The following is a 4,515-nucleotide window of genomic DNA, read 5'->3' as shown; positions in this document are numbered from 1 at the left end:
TTTTCGGCCAGGTTCTATAAAGACTCTCTACTAAAGGCTCTGATCCGTGGGAGGTGTCCGATGCTGGTGATCCTCACCCAAAACCAGATTTTACCGTCACAGTCTGTGTGTCAATCCTGCTTGTTTGCCGATCGCCAAGGCCAACCCCGCTGGCAGGAGGGTCAGCTTCGTTGTGGGGCGCCTCTAGGGAGTACCGCTGAAGCGGGATGCCAACATTTTCGTTGTCAAATGGGGTTTCATCTAGTGGCGGTTTCCGATTTGCCCACGCCTCTAGAGCAAGACCATTGAGGGAAATTGCCACAAAGGAATATCAATGCGGGAATTTGACAACTACGATCCGGGAGATTTTTACGACGAGTGGTTTCTTGCCAAAGAACAGCCACGACCTTTTATTGAACCGCTGTTGCAACGGGTGCGATCGCTCCCAGCGGGACAGCTCCAGCAGCGCCAAAAAACAGCACAGCAGGTAATGTTTAATATTGGCGCCACATTCACGGTCTATGGTGCTGCTGAGGGCATCGAGCGGATCATGCCCTTTGATATTCTGCCGCGGGTCATTCCAGCCCAAGAGTGGCAAGCCCTTGAACGGGGTCTAAAGCAACGGGTTGTAGCACTCAATACATTTATTGCTGATGTCTATGGCGATCAAAAAATTATTAAGGATGGTGTCATGCCCCGGGAGTTAATTGAGTCAGCTAAGGGCTATTTACGTCCCTGCCATGACCTGAAGCCCCCAGGAGGGATCTGGTGCCATATTACGGGGACCGATTTAGTGCGCGATCGCGATGGCACATTCTATGTTCTAGAGGATAACTTGCGCTGTCCTTCGGGGGTCTCCTATGTGCTGGAAAACCGCCGAGTGATGAAAAGCACCTTTCCCCTGCTTTTCAAAGAACTGCACATTCAACCTGTGGACGAGTACCCCAGCCATCTACTAGAAACCCTGTTGAACCTTGCCCCCCCCGGCCTACCGGATGCGACGGTGGTGGTACTGACGCCGGGAATATACAACTCCGCCTATTTTGAGCATTCCTTCCTTGCGCAGCAAATGGGGGTGACGCTTGTGGAAGGGCGGGATCTGGTAGTGGCCGATGGTTACCTCCAAATGCGCACCACCAAGGGGCTTGAGCGGGTGGATGTGGTCTATCGCCGCATTGATGATGACTTTATTGATCCAGCGGTATTTCGTCCGGAGTCGGTGCTGGGGGTCAGGGGTCTGATGGAAGTCTATCGCCAAGGGCGGGTGGCGATCGCCAATGCCCTCGGAACTGGTGTGGCCGATGACAAGGTAATTTATGCCTATGTGCCGCAAATGATTCGCTATTACCTCCGTGAGGAACCCCTACTGCCGAATGTGCCCACGTACCTGTGCTGGGAGCCCCAACAGTTGGACCATGTGCTCAAGAACCTCGATTCCCTCGTGGTAAAATCTGCCAACGAGTCCGGTGGCTATGGCATGCTGATTGGTGGTCAAGCTACGGCTGAACAGCGGGCAGAATTTGCCGAACGCATCAAAGCCAATCCCCGCAACTACATTGCCCAGCCCACGCTTTCGCTGTCGCGGGTGCCCACCCTTTTGGGGGATGAAATTGTTGGCTGCCATGTGGATTTACGCCCCTATATTCTGTATGGCAAGGAAATTTATGTCCATCCTGGTGGCCTGACGCGGGTGGCCATGAAGCGCGGCTCATTGGTGGTGAATTCATCCCAAGGGGGAGGGAGCAAGGATACTTGGGTGCTCAATGAGTAGCGCCGTTTTTTGAGACAATGGGATGCTAGCGGTAAGGCACCACCTATGTTAAACAATTATTAGCTGTTAGCCAACGCTGATCGGTGAACTTAGCCTAAACTTGCTGAGGTACTGAAGGAACTTAAGCCCATGAATGAATTTGAGATATCCCCAACCACAGAAACCACCCATACAGAAAAGCCCATTTTTGAACCAACACCGCCGGCAGCACCCTTAGCGGAAGTAGAGTCTCAGACAACGACGCCAAAGGTGGGTGGTCTCACGGATGAACAGTGGCAACAGGCTCGCGAAAAACTCTATTGGCTCCTCACAGTCTTTCCCGATCAGGTGAGTGAATTTCTGGGCGAATACCAGCAGTCCCTGCGTACTCTTCTCATTATTCTCGCCACTGTTCCTTTTGTGGCACTAGCGGTTGCCATTTTGGAAGTGGTGAATGCGATTCCCCTCCTAGGGCCAACCTGTGAACTCGTCGGCTTTGGCTACACCTGTTGGTTTCTCTATCGCTATGTCCTCTTTGAATCGGGTCGCCGGGAATTGGGTCAAAGGGTCAACGAGTATAAATCCCGTATCCTTGGCAATCAAGGCGGTAGTTCTTCTTAAGGGGATGCATGCGGCTGCACTACCTCCAGCATGTGCCCTTTGAGACCCCCGCCCATATTGCGCAGTGGGCAATCGCCCGTGGTTTTGATTGGCAAGGCAGTCATCTCTATGCGGGCGAGCCGCTACCCGCATTGACGGAGGTAGATGCCCTGATCGTCATGGGTGGCCCCATGGGGGTATACGATGAGGCGCTCTATCCCTGGTTGGGGGCTGAAAAAGCCTTTTTGCGGCAGGCGATCGCCAATGGCTTACCCATTTTAGGGATTTGTCTCGGTGCTCAACTGTTGGCACATGTCTTAGGGGCAACGGTCACCGCTGCACCTACGAAGGAAATCGGCTGGTTTCCCATTGAACTCACAGCAGCCGCCCAAGCCCATCCCTGGTTTCAGGATTGGCCACCCCAACTGACGGTGCTGCATTGGCATGGGGATATGTTTAGCCTACCCACGGGCGCGATTCTCCTCGCCAAAAGTGCCGCTTGTCCACAGCAGGGATTCCTGTGGGGCGATCGCGTTGTTGGTCTTCAGTTTCACCTAGAAGTGACCCCTGCAGGTCTGGGGGAGTTGATTCAGCACTGTCAGCACGAGCTGGTCCCCGATCGCTATGTTCAATCGGCAACAGAAATTCAGGCCCAAGCGGCTCAAACAGCACTCTTGGCTCCCTATCTGGAACGTTTTCTTGAGCGCTGGATTCAGCAGTGATCATTACCAGTCGCCAGAATCAACTGGTGCGCTCGATTCGTAAGCTGCACCACCGCAAATATCGCCAAGGGCACTTGCTTTTAGAGGGGACTCATTTGATCCAAGAGGCACTGGCAAGTGGCTATCACTTATCTGTGGTTTGCTATACCAGCGCTTGGCAAGCAAAACAATCTCCAACATTTTGGCAGCAGCTTCTCCACAGCAGCGATCGCGCCCTTGAAGTCAGTGAAGAAGTCCTTGCTGCCCTTTGTACAACAACCACCCCCGATGGCGTCGTCGCCGTTGCCGACTATACACCCCTGCCTGCATTGCCGCTCCAGTCTTTGGGCCTGTGTTTAGTGACCCTTCAAGATCCGGGCAATTTGGGAGCGATTATTCGCACCGCTGCTGCAGTGGGGGTTGAGGGTCTATTGCTGACTGCCGATTGCGTCGACATGACTCATCCGAAAGTGTTGCGCGCTAGTGCCGGTCAGTGGTTTCGCCTACCCATGCAAACTGTTACCGACGGTTTGGCAACCCTCAAGGCCTATCAAGCCCAAGGATGGCAAATTGTTGTCACATTACCGACTGCGCCCCTGATCTACTGGCAAGGGGATTTCCGTCAACCCACCTTGTTGGTCATGGGCAATGAAGGCCAAGGGTTACCCCCGGCCTACCAAGATCTCAGCTTTACTGCTCTGCGGATTCCTCAGGAGCCAACTGTCGAATCCCTGAATGTGGCGATCGCCACGGCAGTGCTCTTGTATGAAGTCTATCGCCAACGCTGGCGGGACTAAACCACAAAAAAGTTGAGAACGCCCACCACCAGCACTAGGGCAATCCATAGCCCGGAGCCAAGGAAAATTAACTGCTTTGAGCGATCCCAATCCTGGGGAGAGGCATAGGCCACGGGTACACCAATCAGCATCACAAAGGACAGGATGACGAGGGCAGCCAAGGCCAGTTGAAACAAAATGGTCATTGTTGCTAACTCCCAAATCTTATCAGCGGCAACGGTAGTAAGTGACTACCTCTGAAGTAGCATTATCCCCCATTTCTTGACCCTAAACTAGGCAGGGAGTGGAGTTCCTGTAACAACTACTGCCACCCCTGAGCTAGCCACGATCTCGGATCGACGCACTCGCCATTGACGTAGAGTCCCCAGTGGAGATGGGGGCCTGTGGCGGCACCCGTATTGCCAACGGTGCCAATGACTTCCCCTGCCTCAACCAGTTGTCCCTCTTGAACGCGGATTTGATCAAGGTGCAGGTAAATCGTCAGCACCCCCTGTCCATGATCAATACCGACCGTGTTGCCATGGATCAGAAACCCTTGAGACTCTCGTCCCACGAGAGCAACCCGTCCCCGCTGAGCTGCCACTACCGGTGATCCCTTGGGGCCTGCATAGTCCAAACCGCGATGGAAATAGTCCTTGGCAAAAACGCCGTTGTAATATCGCTGCACACCGTAAGGGGTGGTTACAGG

Annotated in this window: 7 protein-coding genes; 5 read left to right on the top strand and 2 right to left on the bottom strand. The window is 53.7% G+C overall.

Annotation, left to right across the window (positions count from 1 at the left end; translation table 11 throughout):
- Nucleotides 1–60: 60 nt before the first annotated feature.
- The 5 genes from H8Q75_RS04330 (at nucleotide 61) to H8Q75_RS04310 (ending at nucleotide 3,827) form a co-directional block, all read left to right on the top strand.
- Complete coding sequence (locus H8Q75_RS04330) at nucleotides 61–288, top strand: hypothetical protein (protein WP_024125006.1); 228 nt, start codon at nucleotides 61–63, stop codon at nucleotides 286–288.
- A 25-nt stretch (nucleotides 289–313) separates the two neighbouring features.
- On the top strand, nucleotides 314–1,750 hold the full coding sequence (locus H8Q75_RS04325) for a circularly permuted type 2 ATP-grasp protein (protein WP_024125005.1): 1,437 nt from the start codon (nucleotides 314–316) through the stop codon (nucleotides 1,748–1,750).
- Nucleotides 1,751–1,879: 129 nt separating this feature from the next.
- Complete coding sequence (locus H8Q75_RS04320) at nucleotides 1,880–2,350, top strand: CAAD domain-containing protein (RefSeq protein WP_024125004.1); 471 nt, start codon at nucleotides 1,880–1,882, stop codon at nucleotides 2,348–2,350.
- Between the two features lie 8 nt (nucleotides 2,351–2,358).
- Entirely contained in the window at nucleotides 2,359–3,051 is a 693-nt protein-coding gene (locus H8Q75_RS04315) for a type 1 glutamine amidotransferase (protein ID WP_297040771.1), read from the top strand.
- Nucleotides 3,051–3,827, top strand: a complete 777-nt coding sequence (locus H8Q75_RS04310) for an RNA methyltransferase (protein ID WP_041429650.1) — start codon at nucleotides 3,051–3,053, stop codon at nucleotides 3,825–3,827. Before H8Q75_RS04315 ends, H8Q75_RS04310 begins: the two co-directional genes overlap by 1 nt.
- Here the strand turns inward: H8Q75_RS04310 and psbZ are convergent.
- Nucleotides 3,824–4,012, bottom strand: a complete 189-nt coding sequence (gene psbZ / locus H8Q75_RS04305) for a photosystem II reaction center protein PsbZ (protein WP_024125001.1) — start codon at nucleotides 4,010–4,012, stop codon at nucleotides 3,824–3,826. The two genes, H8Q75_RS04310 and psbZ, sit on opposite strands and share 4 nt — an antisense overlap.
- Before the next feature lie 116 nt (nucleotides 4,013–4,128).
- Nucleotides 4,129–4,515: M23 family metallopeptidase (locus H8Q75_RS04300; RefSeq protein ID WP_297040768.1), on the bottom strand; the 387-nt coding region annotated here is incomplete at its 5' end.

Source organism: Thermosynechococcus sp. OHK43, from assembly GCF_014466085.1.
GTDB lineage: Bacteria > Cyanobacteriota > Cyanobacteriia > Thermosynechococcales > Thermosynechococcaceae > Thermosynechococcus.
The sequence above is the reverse complement of the archived record's forward strand: the minus strand, read 5'-3'. Positions and strand labels throughout refer to the sequence as shown.